Annotated in this window: 17 protein-coding genes; 2 read left to right on the forward strand and 15 right to left on the reverse strand. The window is 39.2% G+C overall.

Translation table 11 applies throughout. The features are described from left to right. Nucleotides 1-466 precede the first annotated feature (466 nt). From MHB64_RS30905 to MHB64_RS30940, 8 genes are all read right to left on the reverse strand, one after another. Nucleotides 467-700 (reverse strand): hypothetical protein, encoded by a 234-nt coding sequence (locus MHB64_RS30905; protein WP_341136171.1) that lies wholly within the window; start codon nucleotides 698-700, stop codon nucleotides 467-469. Nucleotides 701-938: 238 nt separating this feature from the next. Beyond that, nucleotides 939-1,250 carry a hypothetical protein gene (locus MHB64_RS30910; RefSeq protein ID WP_341136172.1) on the reverse strand — a complete coding sequence of 104 codons (312 nt, stop codon included), beginning with the start codon at nucleotides 1,248-1,250 and terminating at the stop codon, nucleotides 939-941. Nucleotides 1,251-1,269: 19 nt separating this feature from the next. Then, nucleotides 1,270-1,437 (reverse strand): hypothetical protein, encoded by a 168-nt coding sequence (locus tag MHB64_RS30915; RefSeq protein WP_341056319.1) that lies wholly within the window; start codon nucleotides 1,435-1,437, stop codon nucleotides 1,270-1,272. 240 nt (nucleotides 1,438-1,677) lie between these two features. Continuing rightward, nucleotides 1,678-2,466, reverse strand: a complete 789-nt coding sequence (locus MHB64_RS30920) for a hypothetical protein (protein ID WP_341136173.1) — start codon at nucleotides 2,464-2,466, stop codon at nucleotides 1,678-1,680. 574 nt (nucleotides 2,467-3,040) lie between these two features. Further along, entirely contained in the window at nucleotides 3,041-3,718 is a 678-nt protein-coding gene (locus tag MHB64_RS30925) for a hypothetical protein (protein ID WP_341136174.1), read from the reverse strand. 17 nt (nucleotides 3,719-3,735) lie between these two features. Further along, nucleotides 3,736-4,113 (reverse strand): PadR family transcriptional regulator, encoded by a 378-nt coding sequence (locus MHB64_RS30930; RefSeq protein WP_076179481.1) that lies wholly within the window; start codon nucleotides 4,111-4,113, stop codon nucleotides 3,736-3,738. Between the two features lie 57 nt (nucleotides 4,114-4,170). Then, entirely contained in the window at nucleotides 4,171-4,524 is a 354-nt protein-coding gene (locus MHB64_RS30935) for a hypothetical protein (protein WP_341136175.1), read from the reverse strand. Nucleotides 4,525-5,531: 1,007 nt separating this feature from the next. Further along, on the reverse strand, nucleotides 5,532-6,536 hold the full coding sequence (locus MHB64_RS30940) for a hypothetical protein (RefSeq protein ID WP_341136176.1): 1,005 nt from the start codon (nucleotides 6,534-6,536) through the stop codon (nucleotides 5,532-5,534). Nucleotides 6,537-6,841: 305 nt separating this feature from the next. On the opposite strand from MHB64_RS30940, the gene MHB64_RS30945 reads away from it, so the two are divergent. Further along, nucleotides 6,842-7,534 carry a hypothetical protein gene (locus MHB64_RS30945; protein WP_341136177.1) on the forward strand — a complete coding sequence of 231 codons (693 nt, stop codon included), beginning with the start codon at nucleotides 6,842-6,844 and terminating at the stop codon, nucleotides 7,532-7,534. Between the two features lie 108 nt (nucleotides 7,535-7,642). Here MHB64_RS30945 and MHB64_RS30950 read toward each other — a convergent pair whose 3' ends face one another. Further along, nucleotides 7,643-8,566 (reverse strand): ATP-dependent DNA ligase, encoded by a 924-nt coding sequence (locus tag MHB64_RS30950; protein WP_341136178.1) that lies wholly within the window; start codon nucleotides 8,564-8,566, stop codon nucleotides 7,643-7,645. Nucleotides 8,567-8,953: 387 nt separating this feature from the next. Here MHB64_RS30950 and MHB64_RS30955 point away from each other — a divergent pair, with 387 nt between their 5' ends. Beyond that, nucleotides 8,954-10,162 carry an IS110 family transposase gene (locus MHB64_RS30955; RefSeq protein ID WP_341136179.1) on the forward strand — a complete coding sequence of 403 codons (1,209 nt, stop codon included), beginning with the start codon at nucleotides 8,954-8,956 and terminating at the stop codon, nucleotides 10,160-10,162. A gap of 233 nt (nucleotides 10,163-10,395) precedes the next feature. On the opposite strand, the gene MHB64_RS30960 is transcribed toward MHB64_RS30955, so the two are convergent. The 6 genes from MHB64_RS30960 to lpdA all read right to left on the reverse strand — a co-directional run bounded on the left by MHB64_RS30960 (nucleotide 10,396) and on the right by lpdA (nucleotide 16,334). Beyond that, a complete protein-coding gene (locus MHB64_RS30960) occupies nucleotides 10,396-10,626 on the reverse strand; it encodes a DUF5071 domain-containing protein (protein WP_341136367.1) in 231 nt (76 codons plus the stop codon). 123 nt (nucleotides 10,627-10,749) lie between these two features. Then, a complete protein-coding gene (locus MHB64_RS30965; RefSeq protein ID WP_341136180.1) occupies nucleotides 10,750-11,136 on the reverse strand; it encodes a DUF5071 domain-containing protein in 387 nt (128 codons plus the stop codon). 633 nt (nucleotides 11,137-11,769) lie between these two features. After that, a complete protein-coding gene (gene lspA, locus MHB64_RS30970) occupies nucleotides 11,770-12,246 on the reverse strand; it encodes a signal peptidase II (protein WP_341136181.1) in 477 nt (158 codons plus the stop codon). A gap of 74 nt (nucleotides 12,247-12,320) precedes the next feature. Beyond that, the gene (locus MHB64_RS30975; protein ID WP_341136182.1) at nucleotides 12,321-14,486 is read right to left on the reverse strand and encodes a heavy metal translocating P-type ATPase; all 2,166 of its coding nucleotides are present in this window, start codon (nucleotides 14,484-14,486) and stop codon (nucleotides 12,321-12,323) included. Further along, nucleotides 14,479-14,847, reverse strand: a complete 369-nt coding sequence (locus MHB64_RS30980) for an ArsR/SmtB family transcription factor (protein ID WP_341136183.1) — start codon at nucleotides 14,845-14,847, stop codon at nucleotides 14,479-14,481. The genes MHB64_RS30975 and MHB64_RS30980 overlap by 8 nt, the downstream gene beginning before the upstream one ends. Nucleotides 14,848-14,924: 77 nt before the next feature. Then, nucleotides 14,925-16,334 (reverse strand): dihydrolipoyl dehydrogenase, encoded by a 1,410-nt coding sequence (lpdA, locus tag MHB64_RS30985; protein WP_341136184.1) that lies wholly within the window; start codon nucleotides 16,332-16,334, stop codon nucleotides 14,925-14,927. Nucleotides 16,335-16,353 lie beyond the last annotated feature (19 nt).

Here is a 16,353-nt window from a genome sequence, read left to right on the forward strand (position 1 = left end):
TATATGGCCACATTTACAAGAGAAAATACTTTGAAATTATGATAATAATACTTAAAAATATAGCCGCTATAAAACTATACTTTAGACTAATCTTTTCAGCATCCATGTATTCATTCCTCCACAGAATTCACTTTTTTTGAATCTCCTTTTCTGATACAAAGATTTATTCAATATGATGTGTAGCAAACTACATTTGAATAACTTTATATGTAACAATCGTTGTAATTACTACAGGGGCATTCAAATAGTTACCGACAAATGCAGAACTATGATCTACGTTTACTAATTGAAAATTCTTGTTCTTATCAAAAAATCTATTAATTTCCTCGTCTATTGGATCATAATGTCCGAGATCCCTAAGAGTATTGACAAATAGTTTAGTTCTCAGCAATTCCAACACGCCCTTCCCTATTCATTTAGAATTTTAGCAATACAACCAGGTATTCATTGTGTAACTTAGTGAGATCTACTCTTCTTTCTTGCTCTCTTGCTTTATGGCCTCCATATTCAAAGGCTTTAATATATAATTTCTTATAGTATGTTTTCCATCTGTATATTCTTCTATAATTTGTCGTCCGGTTTCTGTACGTCTTACAAGTTGCAAATCAGTTGTATTCAACTTTTTTGGCGGTCTGGTTGAAAAATAGAATTGTAACGACATTACAAGCAAAACAACAAGAATTCCAAATATAAGATCCATTCCTTCCACTCTCTCCTTTTATACACTAGCTTATTCATTAAGTTACTTCCTTGAACCTAGTAAACTCTATACCTTCAAATTCCCGTTTTAAAAATTGTTTAGCAGCTGGTAGTGTTTTGGCCCAATATAGATCCTGACCCATAAATGATCTTACGGTAATATCATAAAACCCCTCAGATTCTACTATCTCGAAAGTATAAGATCCACCAGTAGCGACCCATTTTCTCATGTTCTCACCTTATTCAATATGTACCCACAATTCGGCTGGATCAGTATCTTTATGCTTCTTGCAATTTCTATAGAGCAAAGTTGTTTTACCTTCTTCCTGAATTACGTAATCAATTACCCACCAATAATGAAGGCTACCGGCAATCGCCAAAATTTCCTTCTCATCTTTGTTATCCGGGAACGATATGCTAACCTTTTCTTGATCGCCTGAATCTGCTTTTAACAGGGAGTCCCTAATTTGAAAAAGAAGAGTATATTTGCCCTTAATCTTCTGTAAATTTTTGGGTGATATATAGTTTTCCCACTCATACTCACGCATCATTTCAATACATCCTCTCTATTCATTTTGTATCTTGCCGATCAATTTCAATTTTTGTTTTCTTTTCTACGATTGAATCGCTCTTTTTATTTTCCAATCTCCCGTAATAGCCCTCACCATTTATTTCGAATACTGGATAATAAATTTGATTATCTTGTTTAAGTTTTTGAAGTTCGTTCTCTTTCTTCATATCTAATACCTCACTTTCCCCTTTTTAAATGGCTTTTCACAGATCGGGCAGAATGACTTTTTCGTTAACATGACTTCATACATCTTCTTCATACCTTTCTATTCATTATGATACATTGAATCTTGCTTTGGTCCCTGACATTTGAGGAATAATTATTTCCTCTTTAATCGCTGGCATGAATTTTTACATAATAGAACCTGGTGCGGTCATGGTAGCAAATATAAAACTGGGGTCCTTTTTTTAGCGAATTTCACGTTTGAAAAATGGATAAGAGGATGCATCTTCTAATTCACTATCGAAGTTTTTATTATTTATTTCTTCAAGTGTACAATCAACACGAAGTGAAGTATTTATTCGATAATCTACAACTACTTTGCCATTGTATCTTTCAATTTGTCCTTCTTTGAAGTCTCTTAATTCTTTAGAAAATACATAATCAACGGACTTAGGAGCAATAGTTTTTAGTTCTAAAAGCTTTGTCTTTATATAATCAAATGTTGCACGAGCATATTTTTCTGTCTTTACACGAGACGGAAATATCCCCTTGTGTGTTACATCATTACGGAAGGTTATATATTTATCTTTCATTAGAATAGGTGTTCGTTTAAATGTAATAAGGTAGAGCATGATGTAAGCGCCGTATTGCCGTTCAGATTGTTTACTTATCGCTTTCCAAGAATTTTGATACTCATCATCGAATTCTTGGCTAATAATTCTAAATACGTCTGAAGAATCGCTTTGCTCACCCCCATGTTCCTGGGCAAAAACAGCAATAGAGAATTCATGGAATCGTTCTATAGCAGCGGCGAAATTTGCTGCTGCTTCACGAGAATAACCGTCGTTTAATGCATAGAGTCCCATTTCAAAAAGCATTTCAAAGCTATGATTTCTTAAAACAAGAACATTTTCATGACCTTCTTTGCAAGTAAACTCATAAACTTTTTCTTCAGTTAATTCTAATTCATACAAATGATCGTCAGCTTCATCTTCAAAGCTATTGCACATAGGGCATTTCGTTAACATTTTCATTGTAACCTCCGAGGTTTAATCTGGACGCAGTGTATAAAAACATTGATACGTCAGACTTCTAATATTTCTTAATCTCTATTTCGCTTTTCTTCAAAGTCAGTCAAAATTTGCTGCAGAAGTTTGTGATTTAAATGCCGGTATATGCTCGAAGCAATATACCAAAGATTCGCGGATTAGATTCGGGTTCCTTCCTGGCATCTTACTTTTCCGTCTTACACTGCTGGTATTTATGATTGGTACCAATCGAATTATAGATCGACTTTTTCCATTACCGAGACGATGGCCACTCTACAGTTGATGTGAAAGGAGCAGGAACGTTCATAACACATCTATACTATAAATATTAATATAATAATATATTAATTAAGTAATATGGGTAGTTAAGATTCTTCAGCTCCTATTGGTAAGTATCATAACAATGCATAATTTCTAATAATTAATCCGATAACAAACAACAATATACAAAATACGAAAATATATATCTTTTTTTCTTTATGATCAAATATTTCCACGATAAGTATGAAAAAACTAGTAGCAAAAAAACAGTAGGCTAATAATATGAGTAAAGAAGATATCATGTCGATCTCCTTTCATTGTTTCGCTTCTCTTCAAAGTCAGTCAAAACTTGCTCCGGAAGTTTGCGTTTCAAATGTGCAGGTATATCTTCGAAGCAATATACCATTGATTCGCGGTTTAAATTCGGAATCCTTCCTAGCAGCTCCCACTCGGCAATAGTCAGGTTCGCTTTACACTTCAGGCATTTATGGTTAGAGACCGCAAATGATTGCATTGGAGCGGCTCCAACCTCCACTCCTGCAGGTGGTCCACTCTGTAGTAAATGTGCAAGCGCTGGGTTCCCTGCCCAGTCCTCAAGCTTGTAGGGGGCGAGATCCTTCCATCCCATCTCATAAGTATCAATCGCATCGATGAAAGCTTCATTGACTGCCTGATCGACCGCTGTACGTATTAACTTGGGCTCGGCAGCAGGATCTCCATTCATAATCGATACTCCGTAGCCATCACGAGTATAGGGTCCAATACGGATCTGTACGATCGCCTTTACATAGCGGTGTGGCACACTAATATCCAGCTCCTTAATCTCCTTATCCCACTCACTGCCTGTTGCAGTCTCAAGTCGATCTGTATAGACCTGGTTGGGGATATAAACCCCCTTCTTATCTTTTCTGTGTGTTACTGTCCCTTCCGGAAAGCGCTGCTTCAGCGAAGCTATGATCTCCTGATAGTTATCCATCCTCTCATACCTTTCTATTAGTCATATTTTTTCATGATTTTAGAGAACCGTTCATAAACCTGAATGGCCATGTTTACTCTTTCCGGTAATTCACGCAGGAGTTGCTGGAAATACTCTTCTCCGGAAGGTGTGATTTCATAGTATCGGTTATACCGGTTATCGTCTTCCCACCTACTTGTGGCATGCCCCTTCTCAGCTAGCTTCTTCAATCGCTGTGACAGATAAGAGTCATTCACGCCCACACCATCAAGAGACTGAATAATAACCTGGTCAATTTGCTTGCCATAACGCTCGCCTTTCTGCAGCTCAGCCAGAACCATGAAATCAATGACTTGCTGAACTTTAACGACTGAACCAAGCGTAGACTCTTTTTCAACCTTATCTGTATTTCTCATTTGTCTGTATCCTTTCTATAATCCAATCGCTATACTTATGGAAAAGTAAATGAAGTATTAAACTACTTTTAGTTTGTTCATAGCATTTTGGAAAGCTTTCTGGTATAAATCAATCAGATTGGCAAGAACAACAGTAAAGTCATTTTGATTTCCGTATTTCTGCTGAATCTCATGAAGCTCTAAGGCTGATGGTGAGAAGTAGTCATACATTTTTGCAATATCAGTTTCACTAATTCCTCTAAAGTGAATCTCAGGAGCCTCTATGACTTCGAAATACCAAACATCATCGTTGTTCAGTTGATCTATAGAATACTTTCTCAGTAGTTGATCACGAACCCAAGTAACATGGCCTTTAAGTATCCAAGGCATTTGTCTTTTCAAGTGATCACCATCCAGTCTGTAACGTCTCAATGTCTTCTCCCTACCAGTAACTTGCCCGATGGGGGAGAGCTTAAACCCCGCTCCTAGAACAGAGATACAAACTCCCAAAGAAAACTCCTTATACTCCTAATTATACCATAACACACGTGATAATAACATACGTGTTAGCACGTATTCACATTATTTAGCCGCATCATTCCCCTCTTTATCTGTATCTCCTCCCTTTATACCGCACTTCAACACTCTCCGTATCTAGACTCCACTTAGTAACAGAATTCAACTCTACATCTATATCCGTGTTTATTCTTTTGCTATCTACGTATCCAGTCGAAGAGTTCAACTCTACTTCTAAATCCGGATCAAGTTACAATTTTAGATGGTTTGGGGGACGGGGCGGCGCGGAAGGCAAAAACCGGGTTAAAAGGTAAACCCAAAAGATCCAAAAATGCAGGTTACACCTGCAGGAGTTTATTATCGGCTATGTTGAAGAAATGGGTTCAGAAATAGACATAGGAATCATAGTCATTCCTGGATAGATGATAGATTCGTGGATATGCTTACGTGCAGTGTCCCAAAGGGACAATACACATAAATAGAATTATCGATGTAGCTAAGCAGCCGTATCGAACGAACTAAATAGTAGCAATCAATCAGTGAAAGAAGTAGAAATGCGGGGATCAAGCTCGTAGGAGCGGGACGTTGGGGGCGGAATGCGTGCAAACACGTATGTGTAGAACACGCGTTTAGACGGAAATATATGTTTATGAGCCTTGTTTTACAAAGGAATTAGACCTGAATACGTATGTAGTTATGATTAGATACAATTGTTGATCTTCCCAGAATTATGAATGGTTAAACCGTAAGAGTTCGAATGAAAGTACTAGATGTTCCAATAATAAAACCAGGGCAATGGTCTGAAGAATCAGTCTTAGACACCCTGGTTTTTACGTTTCAAGTTTAACTAAATGTTCTCTTGCGGTAGATTGATTAAAATAGCTGCCATTTTATGATCTGCGGATTTAAGGAAAATAACTAATTTATGTCTTTGGTATAAATTTATCTGGGTTCATTTTGATTTGAGCCGCGATAATACCGTGCACCTTCTCAATACGCATGTAGATGCTTTGCCACTCTAATAATGCCTCACTAAGTGGATCTTCAAAATTGTCCGGATCTTTGTCCTCGTAATCTTCTGATTCTAAGGATATTGCGGCCTCTTTCCAAAAGTCATCCTCATTTTCTTTTAATGTTTCTGTAAAGTAACTAAGTTTTTCTAGGATTGTTTCGTCAGGGTCATACTTTATGACGTTCTCACCAAAAACTTTTGTAACCATTACCAGCGCATTTCTATAGCTCGGAAGTGTACCTTTAAGCCAGCATTCAAGTTCAGAAATTAGTTTAATTGATTCTTTTACATTATTCTCAAATATACGGATAATCTCTGGCCTCGTTGCTTTGAGTTCAACAAACCTCGCATAATTCCATAATTGATTTATTCTTTCAACTTCATTTTCGAAGGCACTTCTGTTTTTATTCAAGCTGATGTGTAAATCTTGTACTTCACGAGTTGCCACATTAAGATTGCTGTTAAGTTCCCTTACGGTTTCGATTTTCGTTAATGTTTCATCATGAAGCTGCTTCATTTCATTGAGCCGTAACTCCACCTCTTCTACTTTTGATGAAAAAGTCTTTTTGGAAATCCAGACAAATATACCGCCGAATAATGTAAGTCCAGCAACAATAACAGCAAGCAATGACAATAGAGCATTAATATTTCCTTCAAGAATAGCTATTCTTGATTTTTGAGTTTCTATTAATTGCTGGGTGATCTCTTCCTTCGTAAGTGTATCCCCTGGCTGCTGAACCATTGTCTGTAGTTCTTCTTTTGTGGCCATGTCCATCTTGAGTTTTTCCAAACTGTTTTGCAATTGATCGTTCGTAACAAAATCGCTTTCCGTTGCTGCATTGACGTTTAAACCCGCTAAAAAGATACTAATTAAAATACAAAACGCCAGTACTTTAAGCCTAAATGTTTTATTCATGTGTTCCTCCTAGTATCTATCCACTTTAAATCTACTAAGAGTAGGAAAGACTAAAAAATAGCCTGACCTCCTTCTTAATCTCATCAAATATTACCACATGCTGGATAAATAGAGGAACGAAATTATATCCTCCCGTAAGTTAAAGTCGTTCCCAGCCTATCAAAATTCGGTCTAGTGATTTATTTTTCTATTAACTTAGAATAGTCCACCTTATTCAGAAACGACTATGCTATAAAATCGTATAGATTTGTAATGGATATAACATCGTAGAACTTCATCATTTCTAGAGAAGAAAGAGGTTGCCTATGAGCAAAAATAAAACTAGTAAAAACCAAAGAAAAAAACATAAAAGAACCAAGAATATCCCTGTACTAGAGAGTGGACCTCCACCCGTCCCCCCAATAGGAATTGAGCTCTTAAAAATAAGAGAGAGCCTCACTAAGATTTTGGATAAGTTATTCATCATTGCTCAGTGGGATAAAAAGCTCTACTTAGACAAGATACGTTTTGCTTTCTCTCCATTTATGCTCATCCCATTGATTGTTTCCTGGATAGAAGCGCCAATTCATAAGTTAGGTGCAGCACCTCACGTGCTACAAAGCACATTTCCAATCATTCTAAAAACAGTTGAGATTTGTAATACGGTTATGTATTGGTTACAAACTAGTGGATATATCCAGATCGTATACCTTCTGTTATCCATGAAATTCATTCAAATTTTATACAAACATAATAAGCATGATAAGCAGCTTCAAGAGAAAATGACCCCACCGCTAATTTGCAAAATGCTATTCGATTTAGTATTACTTTACTCAGCAACGCAATATTTTCCTGGTGTGCTTGCAACTGTTTCAGCTTGGGCTATTCTACCGTTTCTCGTTATAACTCTAGCTTACATAGCTAGTTTAGGTCATTATCATAAACAAAAGGGATCCTATGATCCCGATCAGATGTTAAAACGGGAACGTAGGAGAGAAAAAAAACGTCATATAAAATAAAAAAACAGTAGAATTCCCTATTAAGAATAAGCATTCTACTGTTTTTTTATTGATTTAAATAATTATCTACCGAAAGATTCATTTATAAGGTCATTAACCTTAGAATCATCATACAATTACCTTTTCCAGGACCGACAATCTCAGCTTCCCAGCCTTTGTCCAGTGACGAAAGCGAACTTCTATCTTCACAAAGGGCTCTACATAAACAAAATCCTTAGTTTCTCGAATAGCCGCTTTCTTTAGAAATGGAAAAGTTGCTTTCCCGATCGGTGTGTTAAGGCCGTACTCTAATAGACCAACTGGGATGATCTTTCCATCACGCTCGACGCCTATAGACCAAGCCTGTGTTTTCTTTGAAAAACCCGTGACAATGCATTCTTCTCTATTATAGACAACGACGCGTTGCCAAATCCCCCGAGGTCTCTTCCCCTTATAATAGAGACTATCTCTGCGCTTTAGCACGATGCCTTCCAGCTCTTGCTCGCGGCACTGTTCATAGAGAGGAATAAAACCTTGCTCTACATATCGGATTCGTTTAATGAACTCATTCTCCTTCACTGCTTCTTCAAGCAGTGCTTTGCGCTGCATAAGTGGTAAAACGGTCGTATCTTTCCCCTTGTATGCCAAAATATCAAAAGCCACAAAGCATAATCCAGGCGTAATCATCTTTTGTCGCGTAGACTGAAACCGCGCCATTGTGGCTGCAAAGTCAGGTTTACCCGTACTAGTGTCACATACAACGATCTCTCCATCTAATTTGGTTCCACTATCAATTGCAGCTGTCGCAGCTTCTGTAATCTCCTCAAATCGAGAAGTTATTTCATTTTGGTGCCGGCTGTATATTCTAGTTCTGCTCTCTTTACCAATAATACCGCGAATACCATCTATTTTTAGTTCCGCTATATGAAGATCAGACTCATATGGAACATGTACTTCATCTAACAACATTGGATCAGTAAACATTATCATCACCCAGTATATCGTAACAAAATCGATAAGTGATTGATATCGGTAGATGGTGGTAATCATCATTTAACATCATAAGATAATTATGGTCTAGGTAACCGCTTATACAATGCTAATCCAATGTATAAAACCCTAGGTGAAGAAATGCAAACCAACATTTCCACGAGCTTATATGTATTCGTACAGATTCAACTATCCTGCCCTATCGTATTATAGGTTCAACCAGATCTTTCTGGTTGAACCTTTTTTCATTTGCTTAGAGGATTAAGGTAGCCGAGTCGAACGCACCTGCCCGTGGGACTTGATCCCGAGCGCTATAATGTTCACCCCTACTTGTCATGACCATGATTGAGGCTGGTTGGGACTTAAGATCCCGTATAACAAGCGATGCTATGGAGCGACAAGAATAAATCATTAGGGCTCTCGGTAAATCTACAAAAAGGGAGAGATTGAATGAATCCAGTTATCGGTTTAGATATATCTAAAGAAGAAAGCCATGGACAAGCCTTTATAGAGCGTGGAAAACCATACAGAGGAACTTTCAAATTTGAGCATACTCAAGAAGGACTTAAGAAACTGCTTCAAGTTGTTCAGGACCTAGAACATTCGTCTAGACAACGTCCCATGCTTATTTTAGAAGCTACTGGGCATTACCAAAGCCCCGTTGTTCAGTTTCTGGAGAAGCATCACTATCTTTACATTGTCATTAATCCGCTAATCTCAAATCGGCTTAGGAAGTCCAACCTTCGCAAAGTAAAGACGGATGCTGCTGATGCTTACCTTTTAGCAGAACTTTACTACAAAGAAGAATTCGAGCCTTTCAAGAAGAGAGGCGTTCAGCTGCTTAATTTGCGCTATCTAACGAGACAATACGAGGCTCTTTCAAAGATGTGCGTACAGACAAAACTGCAATTTCAAGCAGTTTTAGATCAAGTTTTCCCTGCTTATAAAGGTGTATTTGGGGCTATGTATTCTAATATTTCACTTCAGTTTTTAAATGAGTTTCCAACTTCAAATTCGGTTTTGCAAACGGATGAAGATACACTCAAAGCTAAAATGAAAGAGTTGCTTTCTTCAAAACGAGGGCGGTCCGAGGACTGGATTCACCTACGTGTTCAACGGTTACTGGATGCGGCTAAAGAAAACCCATTTCAACGAACCATGTACGCAAGTCACTTGGTCAATCTGAAAGTTCTTATTAGCCTCATTCTCCAGTACCAAGAGCACCTTGCTGGATTGGAACAAAATATAGATGCCTTGGCTGGAGAAATAGAAGAATATGATTTAATTCAGTCGATCCCTGGTATTGGTCATAAAATTGCGTCAACAATTTTATCGGAAATCGGAGAAGTCGACCGATTTGATCATCCTAAAAAGCTAGTCGCCTTTGCAGGTATTGACCCGAGTGTCTTTGCTTCGGGTAAGTTTACGGCAACTCGAAATCGGATAACAAAACGTGGTTCCAGACAGCTTCGATATGCCCTAGTTTTGGCTGTCCAGTGTGGTCTCATTCGCTCTCGTAATACACGAATCAAGGAGTTTTACGATCGCAAGAGAGCCGAAGGAAAGCCGCATAAAGTAGCTCTTGTCGCATGTGCCAACAAGCTAGTTCATTGGCTGTATGCCATCTTAAAAAACAAGAAGATGTTCCGTCCAGCTTAATAAAAATATTGGTATAACCTTCCAACACAATTATGAATTGGAGGGTTATTTGCCATATTTATTTTTATTATACCAGATCATTTATAATCACTTTACTGGGAATCTTGACAAGCTATTAGCTGGTATAGATTAAAGAGGCTGCCATACATATACGTGCAGCCTCGATTGTTTTCTTTATTAGTCTATTGTTCTCCGATGGTGAATCGCATGCCAGCGAAAATACACCTGGGCCTTCAAGTTAAACCCTCCAGAATTTCTATCGAGATTTCATCTACACCTGCGTCCTTATCATCAAAAGTTGGATGTATTGATAACCGCTGAAGATCCGGTACTAACTCCAATTTATCCCTCAAAGATAATTTATCAAACAATAGACTTAAGATAGAACACTTCCACAGACCATCTTCAGAATTTAAAATATCTCTAATAAATGGAACTAATTCTGAATTGAATTTTATTAGAATAACACTTCATAACTAACGTGCAGCTAGAAGATGTTCAAATGCAAGAGCAGCCTCTATTGATAAAACAATGAGAGTACGTTGCATTTTGAAATTAAGAAAGTTACTCCACAGTATACTTCATGTTTAATGTAGAAGTAACAAAATATCGGTTGCCTCTTCGTTGACTAATTCTTGTCTTTCACGTTCAGTAGGGTTAAAAGCTAATCTTTTAAGATCAGCTTCCATTTCCGATAATACAGATTTAGGTAAATTTTTAACCAACTTTACAAGTATTGAATATTTCCAACAGTCATCATCAGAAGTGAAAATTTTCCTGAGATGAGGAATTAATTCCCTGCCTAAGGGTTGCAGCAACTTCCCTATTTCTTTTGTAGTAGGCCAATTTGCATCTTCAGTCCACTCTAATAAATCAGGAATAATAGGTTTAATTAAATTTATATCCAATGTTTTCAATTTATTAACTGAATCGATATCCATTTTATCTTTCGGGATTAATCCTTTGATATCCATCTTTATCCTCCTACCTATAATCATGTTTAAAGGTAATTGCTTTCAAAACTAAAGTTAGATAATAAGGATTAGTTTCAGCATTCACTCTTGATTCCATCCATAACTTATGTTCGTATGGATTAGTAACTCTGATACTCACATGACCTGTTACACGATAATCTATCTTTGCAGTCAAGACTCCAGTAGCGTTAATTGCTTCGATTGATGTAAACCAACCTTTAGGTTCATCTGGCGCAAGAAAACGGATAATCCCTTTGTATCTTGAAGTCGAGCTGTATGATATGTATTGGTCATTGAGCCACCATGATGGGGTAGTACCAGCGAAGCTGACACCACCCGCAAAGTAGATGGTTATATATATAAATTAGGTGTTTACTTGTATTATTCAGCAGATAACCAGATTCATCCTGCCGCCGGGTATGGCGATTTCACGAAACAACCTCCAAAGATTCCGGAATAAAATCCAAAATGGCGATAGCGATTAAAATCCCTGCGATTAAAGCCATCAAAGCATTCAAGCCCTTGCGCGACCAGTCACGTTTTAACACAAAAACGAGGCCGCCGATCACATTGGCGGCCGCCGCCAGAAATATATAAAAACAAACTTCCCCAATTCAGCACAACCACCCTGAACTACTCAGGCAAGCTCTGACTAGATGCCTTATCCGCTCTGGATGCCCAGAGCGTTTCAATCATGACCATAATAACCCCTGTCATGATGAACACATCCGCCATATTAAATACCGGATAATTGATAAATGTTAATTCAAGCATGTCCACTACTTCGCCATGTAGAGCGCGATCTACAAAATTACCAAGCGCTCCTCCAAAGATCAGTACTAATGCATAAGCGAGGAATTTTTGTCCGCGGTAGATTTTGCGTAAGTAGATGATAATACCAATAAGCACGATGGCAGTTACCAAAATAAAAAACAGCCGCTGGTTTTGCAAGATGCCAAACGCGGCACCCCGATTTCGAATGGATGTCAGTTGGATAAAACCCGGAATAAGCGGTATTTTTTGACCGATATCCATATAAGTCGCAACACTCCATTTGATCAATTGATCAACAGCAAAAGCGATAATGGCCACAACGTAGTAACGAAACACAATACACTTCCTTTCAAAGTAAAGAGTCAAGGGTATTCACCCCTAACTCGACCTGAATGTTTTAGTCTTATGCCTTATTCCTTGACTCTCATCAGTCGCAAACCGTTTAACGCAACCAGGAGCGTTGCCCCCATATCGGAAAGAATAGCAATCCAAAGCGTTAACCAACCCGGGATGACCAATAATAAGGCAATTAATTTAATAGCGATTGCGAAGGTAATATTAGCCTTGATTATATTTAGAGCTTTACGGCTTAGTTTCACAGTGAATGGAAGTTTTCTTAAATCATCTCCCATTAGAGCAACGTCTGCTGTTTCAAGTGCTGTATCTGTACCAGCTCCACCCATTGCGATCCCAACAGTAGAAGCTGCCAACGCAGGGGCATCATTGACTCCATCACCAACCATTGCTACCTTACCGTACTCGGATCTTAATTGTTTAATATAGTCTAATTTGTCCTGTGGCATCAGTTCTGCCTGAATATCCGATACTCCAACATGCCCGCCTATCGCATTCGCAGTACCTTTGTTATCACCCGTAAGCATAACGGTTTTTTTGATTCCAAGTTGATGCAGCTTTTGAATGACTTCCTTACTTGTTTCACGTACTTCATCAGCTACTGCAATAACAGCAAGCATTTCTTTTTCAGTTCCAACTACCATCGCTGTTTTACCTTGGTTTTGAAGAGTCGTTACATTTTGCTCTAGTTTTTCATTGAAACCAGAAGCTAATAATTCCTTAAAGAGTTTTGGACTTCCGATATAATAGGCCGTTCCGTTTACAATACCTTTAATTCCTTTACCTGTAATAGAAGAAAAGTCCTCAACCATTACGTCAGAATAAGATATATTCTCCTGCTCAGCTTTTTTCATGATGGCTGAAGCAAGAGGATGTTGGGAACGGTATTCCAATGCAGTGATAATGGACAACAGTTCTTTGTCGCTCGTCTTATTGTTCAACACGTTAAAATCAGTTACAACTGGGACTCCTTTTGTTAATGTACCTGTTTTATCGAATGCGATGGCCTTTAAGGCACCCATTTCTTCTAAATAAACCCCGCCTTTTATAAGGACACCTTTTTTCGCTGCATTCCCAATTGCTGAAACAATCGAAATCGGAGTGGAAATAACCAATGCACAAGGGCAACCAACAACTAGAACAGCTAAACCTTGATAAATCCATGTCTCCCAACTTCCATCAAAGAAAAGTGGAGGAACAACTGCGACTAAAGCCGCAATGATCATGATGATTGGCGTATAATATTTTGCGAATTTCTCAACAAATGCTTGAGATGGAGCACGTTCACCCTGTGCTTCCTCTACAAGATGAATAATTTTAGATATCGTTGTATCTTCTACCAGCTTAGTTATTTTTACCTCAAGTAATCCTTCTTCATTTAGAGTACCTGCAAATACGTCATCATCAACCGTTTTCTCAACAGGGACTGACTCACCTGTAATGGCTGCCTGATTGACTGCAGAGTAGCCATTTACAACCACACCATCCATAGCAATCTTTTGACCAGGTTTGACAATCATGATATCTCCAACCGCGATATCATCGACATGGACCATCATTTCTTGTCCATTCCGTCTAACGAGGGCTTCCTTTGGAGCGATGTCCATTAATGAACGAATCGATTGTCTTGCTTTATCCATAGAGAATCGTTCTAGAGCTTCACTGATTGCAAAGAGTATGACAACAAGGGAAACTTCAGCCCATTCTCCTATAATGCCACCACCTATAACAGCTACTGTCATAAGGGTTTTCATGTCAAAGTCAAAATGAATCAAGTTTTGTAAACCGATTTTAAAGAGTGATAATCCACCGATTAACATAGATGCTACAAATAATAATGTAGTAACAATGTTCTCATCCCCATTAACAGATGAGGAAAGGTAACCAAAGATAAGAAATAAGGCTGAATAGAGTAATGTGCTGTGCTTTTTATAGAACGGAACTTTTTCTTCCATTTTTACCTCTTTAATTTCTTGATTAGCTACTCGTACAGGTTTTTCCGGAGCCACTTTAAGATTTTCAAAAGCTCCTGCCTTTTCAAGTTCCTCAATCGTTGCTTCACCATAAACGGAAATTTTAGATGCTCCAAAATTCACTTTGGCATCTTGAACCCCTGGAAGTTCCATAACATTTTTCTCAAATTTCCCTGCACAATTCGCGCATGTGAATCCTTCGACGCGGTATACGTTTTTGTCATCCAATGGTTTAGCCACTTTACTCAACGCCAACAACCTCCTTTTGATGATCAATGGCAAGCCTTATCATTTGTTTAAGCTGCTCATCTTCCAGTGAATAAAAAACAAGTTTACCTTCTTTGCGATACTGTGCAATCCCCATGTTCCGCAGCAACCGTAAATGATGGGAAGCCGTCGCCATCGTGGAGCCGATAATATTGGCCACATCGCAGACGCATAACTCGTCCTCATCACATAGTGTATATGCAACCTTCAGCCGCGTATGGTCGGCAAGCACTTTAAATACTTTCGCCATATCCTGAAAATCATTTTTGTTTATTTTTTCCCGGACTCGATTGACCTTATCCTCGTCATAACAAAAGATCTCGCATGTATCTTGGTTCTTCAATTCCAATCACCTCAATCTAATGTTTGTTTGATTATTATATTATGCTTTTGCCATTGGTTTGTCAAAGGCAAACAAAACTAAATATGAATGGGATGGCCAAGGGCAACTTCTGCCGCTTCAGCCGACAACTCCCCAAGTGTCGGATGCGCATGAATCGTGAGGGCTAGATCTTCCATGGTCGTGCCCATTTCAATTGCTAAGGCAATTTCCGGAATCAAGTCCGACGCGTTTGTGCCGACGATTTGTCCGCCAAGGATCAATCCTGTTTTCTTATCCCCTACCAGCTTGATGAACCCCTCGGATGCACTCAAAGAGAGAGCACGCGCATTTGCCGCAAACGGAAACTTGCCAACCATGATGTCATACCCCTTCTCCTGGGCTTCAGGTTCGCTAAGTCCTACGGAGGCAATTTCCGGATCGGAAAACACGACTGAAGGTATCACCTTATAGTCTAAGAAACTTGGCTGTCCAGCTATTGCTTCAGCAACCACTTTTCCTTCGTATGAGGCTTTATGTGCCAGTGCAGGTCCAGCGATAATATCGCCAATCGCATAAATATGAGGAATGGATGTTCTTCCTTGTTGATCGACTTCAACCAGTCCCCGATCTCCAATTTTCACCCCAATCCGGTCAAGACCAAGTTCGCCATCGGTATTGGGTCGTCGTCCTACTGTCACAAGCACATAATCGGCCGTCACTTGTTGTTCTGCCTGATCCACCGTAAAGGTAACCTCAATTTCATCAGTCGACTGTTGTGCGGATTGAGCCATGGCGTTCGTGTGCACCGTAACGCCAAGGGAATCAAGCTTTTTTCGCACAATACGGGTGATTTCACTTTCGAATCCGGGCAGAATCGACGGTGAACCTTCCAAAACGGTTACCTTCGTGCCGAACTTCGCGTACATTTGCCCCAGCTCGATGCCGATGTAGCCGCCGCCGATGACGACCATCCGCTTAGGGATTTCGGTAAGGCTGAGTGCTTCGGTGGAGGACAAAATTCGGTTCCCATACGGGAATGCTTTTAATTCAATTGGGCGCGATCCAACAGCAACGATACAATCGTCAAATTGGTATCGGAGCGATTCTTGCTCATTATAGAGACGGGCTTCCCGATCATTAATGAAAAACGCCTCTCCTTTGAAGACTGAGATTTCATGCTTTTTGAGTAAGGAGTGAATTCCCGTTTTGAGGCGATTCACCACTTTCGACTGTTTCCACTGTTGAATCTGCAAAAAATCAATCTCAACGCCTTTCGCTTTTAAGCCGGATATGCCGCTTTCCAGCATTTGTTCATAACGATGCGCCGCTGATATCAGCGCTTTGGACGGCACGCAGCCGCAATTGAGACATACACCGCCGAGTTCCGATTTTTCCACCAGCAACACTTTCTTGCCAAGCTGCGCGGCTCGTATAGCTGCAACATAACCCCCAGAACCACCGCCGATTACCAACAACTGAGTGTGCATGCTTGCGTCACCTACTACCATTGTGTTTCCCTCCAATTCG

The sequence above is a fragment of the Paenibacillus sp. FSL K6-2859 genome (genome assembly GCF_038008265.1).
Taxonomy (GTDB): Bacteria; Bacillota; Bacilli; order Paenibacillales; family Paenibacillaceae; genus Paenibacillus_AQ; species Paenibacillus_AQ nitricinens.

Excerpts from the sequence above, each read along its gene's own strand:
- MHB64_RS30965 (WP_341136180.1), bottom strand. The coding sequence starts at position 11,136 with ATGGATATCAAAGGATTAATCCCGAAAGATAAAATGGATATCGATTCA.
- MHB64_RS30950 (WP_341136178.1), bottom strand. The coding sequence starts at position 8,566 with ATGATGATTACCACCATCTACCGATATCAATCACTTATCGATTTTGTT.
- lpdA (WP_341136184.1), bottom strand. The coding sequence starts at position 16,334 with ATGGTAGTAGGTGACGCAAGCATGCACACTCAGTTGTTGGTAATCGGC.
- MHB64_RS30905 (WP_341136171.1), bottom strand. The coding sequence starts at position 700 with ATGGATCTTATATTTGGAATTCTTGTTGTTTTGCTTGTAATGTCGTTA.
- MHB64_RS30940 (WP_341136176.1), bottom strand. The coding sequence starts at position 6,536 with ATGAATAAAACATTTAGGCTTAAAGTACTGGCGTTTTGTATTTTAATT.
- MHB64_RS30930 (WP_076179481.1), bottom strand. The coding sequence starts at position 4,113 with ATGAGAAATACAGATAAGGTTGAAAAAGAGTCTACGCTTGGTTCAGTC.
- MHB64_RS30915 (WP_341056319.1), bottom strand. The coding sequence starts at position 1,437 with ATGAAGAAAGAGAACGAACTTCAAAAACTTAAACAAGATAATCAAATT.
- MHB64_RS30925 (WP_341136174.1), bottom strand. The coding sequence starts at position 3,718 with ATGGATAACTATCAGGAGATCATAGCTTCGCTGAAGCAGCGCTTTCCG.
- MHB64_RS30955 (WP_341136179.1), top strand. The coding sequence starts at position 8,954 with ATGAATCCAGTTATCGGTTTAGATATATCTAAAGAAGAAAGCCATGGA.
- MHB64_RS30945 (WP_341136177.1), top strand. The coding sequence starts at position 6,842 with ATGAGCAAAAATAAAACTAGTAAAAACCAAAGAAAAAAACATAAAAGA.
- MHB64_RS30910 (WP_341136172.1), bottom strand. The coding sequence starts at position 1,250 with ATGATGCGTGAGTATGAGTGGGAAAACTATATATCACCCAAAAATTTA.
- MHB64_RS30920 (WP_341136173.1), bottom strand. The coding sequence starts at position 2,466 with ATGAAAATGTTAACGAAATGCCCTATGTGCAATAGCTTTGAAGATGAA.